Origin of the sequence: Sphingorhabdus sp. 109 (genome assembly GCF_902506555.1) — a bacterium.
GTDB lineage: Bacteria > Pseudomonadota > Alphaproteobacteria > Sphingomonadales > Sphingomonadaceae > Parasphingorhabdus.
On sequence record NZ_LR732708.1, the window covers coordinates 1 to 2,743 of the forward strand.

At 60.6% G+C, this 2,743-nt stretch carries 2 protein-coding genes; both read right to left on the bottom strand.

Going from position 1 to position 2,743, the window contains the following annotated elements:
* Positions 1 to 204: 204 nt before the first annotated feature.
* Positions 205 to 1,041: an IS21-like element helper ATPase IstB gene (gene istB / locus BOSE62_RS16975; RefSeq protein WP_089132016.1), complete on the bottom strand. Its 837-nt coding sequence runs from the start codon at positions 1,039 to 1,041 to the stop codon at positions 205 to 207.
* A complete protein-coding gene (gene istA / locus BOSE62_RS16980) occupies positions 1,038 to 2,549 on the bottom strand; it encodes an IS21 family transposase (protein WP_089132015.1) in 1,512 nt (503 codons plus the stop codon). The genes istB and istA overlap by 4 nt, the downstream gene beginning before the upstream one ends.
* Between the last annotated feature and the right edge of the window lie 194 nt (positions 2,550 to 2,743).

Genomic DNA, 2,743 nt, shown 5'->3' on the forward strand with positions numbered 1-2,743 from the left:
ATTGTAGCGCGACAAACAGGATGATCAACGCGACAACCAAGATAAGAATCGGTCATAACGGCGTCGCCATGATGTTCGTCCTGGTTGTCGCTGACAAGGATTAATTTTGAGTTTGGTTGTCGCTGCGCGACAGCTCGTCCGATTTTGCTGGACTGAGCGTTGCCGGGCATGGAGTGCCCGGCAACATTTTGATGAGGCAACGCCTCAGGATTCGGTACCATTTGTTGGTGAGGCAACGCGAGTGCCCTTGATTGTCGCGCGTGTTGGTGGTCGGCCAGCGCCGTGTTGCTTGCGATCGAGAGCGGCGCGCCTTCGGTAACTGTCGACGTTCATTTCGAAGATTGTCGAGTGATGAACAATGCGATCGACGGCTGCCAGCGTCATGGCGGGGTCTGGGAAGATTCGATTCCAGTCGCCAAAAGGCTGGTTGGCGGTAATCAGGAGCGATCGCCGCTCGTAGCGGGCACTGATGAGCTCGAAGAGAACGGAGGTTTCCGCCTGATCCTTGCTGATGTACGCAAAATCGTCGAGCACCAGTAAATCCACGCGGTCGAGCTTGGCGATGGCCGCTTCGAGTGCCAGCTCCCGTCTGGCGACCTGCAGCTTCTGGACGAGGTCGGAGGTTCGGGTGAACAGGACCCGGTATCCTTTCTCGACAAGGGCGAACCCGATCGCTGACGATAAGTGCGATTTTCCGCCGCCAGGCCCCCCTATCAGGATCAGATTGGCGCCCTTGTCGAGCCAGGCGTCGCCAGCGCACAAGGCCATGACATGCGCCTTGGAGACCATCGGGACGGCCGTGAAGTCGAAGCTGTCGATGCTCTTGCCGGGCAGCAGGCGGGCCTCATTGAGATTGCGCTCAATGCGCCTGAGATCACGCTGGGTGACTTCATGCTCGGCGAGCGTGGCCAGGAAGCGGGCGGCGGGCCAGCCTTCCTTGTCGGCCTGCCTGGCAAGGTCTGGCCAGTTCACCTTGATGGTGGGAAGGCGGAGCTCGTTGAGGAGCAGGGTCAGCCGGGCGCTGTCAATGCTCTGGGTCATGCCGCCGCTCGCGTGGGCTGGCTGAGCAGCGCTTCGTAGCTGCTCAGCGAGGCGAGATGGACAAAGACCTCAGGCAGGCTTTCAGGGTCGGGCGCAAATCGTTTGCGCAAGACGGCCATGTCGGGAATGCGCTGCGCGGCCAGGTCCTCGTCGAGGACAGCTGCGAGTTCCGCTTCGCAGCCGCGGTCATGAGCAAGCCCAAGCAGATCGACCATCATATGGCATGCGGCCTTCTCGCCGTGTTGCTCAAGCAGCCAGTAGAAGCTCTGGCGATACGCCGCACGCGGGAAGAGTTTGTCGCGGTAGACAAGGCGCATGAGCGCCATGGGTTTGCGCCTGAGCGCATGGATGACGTGATGATAATTGACCATTTGGCCGTGCTTCCCATTGGCCTCGGCGTGACCGCGCGCGGCGGTCATTACCTGTGTCGCGCCGACAAACACATCGAGGCGAGCATCGTACAGCCGGACTCGCAGGCGATGGCCGATCAATCGGGACGGGACGGTGTAGAATACCTTGAGAAGCGTGAAGCCGCCTGAGGTGGTGACCCGGACAAGCTTCTCGGTAAAGTCGCTGCTGCGCCGCAGGGGAAGAGGCTGAAGAGCCGGGCGCTCGGCATCAATGCGCTTGGCATTGCGGGTATTGTTGCGACCGACGAGTTCGTCGATGAAGCACCGGTAGGCGGCGAGATCGTCAAAGTCGCGCGACCCCCGCATCAGGAGTGCGTCCTCGACCTGTGCCTTGAGATGGCCGTGGGGGCTCTCGATCGATCCGTTCTCATGGGCGACACCTCGATTGTTGCGCGTCGGCTCCATGCCGTAGTCCTGGCACAGCGCGTCATAGCGCCGCGTCAGGTCCGTACTCGCGTCCTTGTCGAGATTACGGAAGGCCGCCGAGAGGCTGTCGCTGCGGTGATTGGCAGGACTTCCTCCCAAGGCCCACAGAGCGTTCTGCAGCCCTTCAGCGAGCGCCACAAAGCTTTCCCCGCCCAGGATGACATGGGCGTGCTGAAAGCCCGAACAGGCGAGGCGAAAATGATAGAGCATATGCTTGAGACGCACGCCGCCGACGGTGACACGCAGCTTGTTCATGTGCGTAAAGTCCGAAAGGCCCATGCGGCCCGGTTCATGGACCTGACGGAATATCACGTCGCATTCCGCACCATGAAGAGCACGCCATCCCCGGATCCGGCGCTCCAGCGTACGTCGCACCCCGGGGGCGAGGTCGGGGTGACGCCGCTGCAGTTCCGCAAAAATACCGACAGCCCGCAGGCCCGGCGACGCCTCGAGCATCGGGACAACCTCGTTGTCGAAGATATTTACCAGGGGGTCAGGTCGCCGGCTTCCGCGAGGAACCTTTTTCTGTGACGGCAAGCGCGGATCGCCCGCAATCCGGTACGCAGTAGATGTGCTGAAGCCCGCACGCGCGGCAGAGGTGGCCAATGTGTCATTCTGTCGATTTTTCATATAGAGTCTCACTTGGTGATCGTTGATGTGTCGACCTGGCATTGAACAACTTCCCTTTTGGACGAGAGAAGTCGTTCCTTACACGATCGGCCATGATCACCGACGGCGCGGTCCCTAAAGATCGCGCCGTCACCTTTGAGGATGTTGCCTGCGGGCTACGCCCGCAGGCAACATCCTCAAAGGTGAGTTCTTATCCTGATTGACGGCGCTTTTTCACCTAGATTGTCGCGCGACAC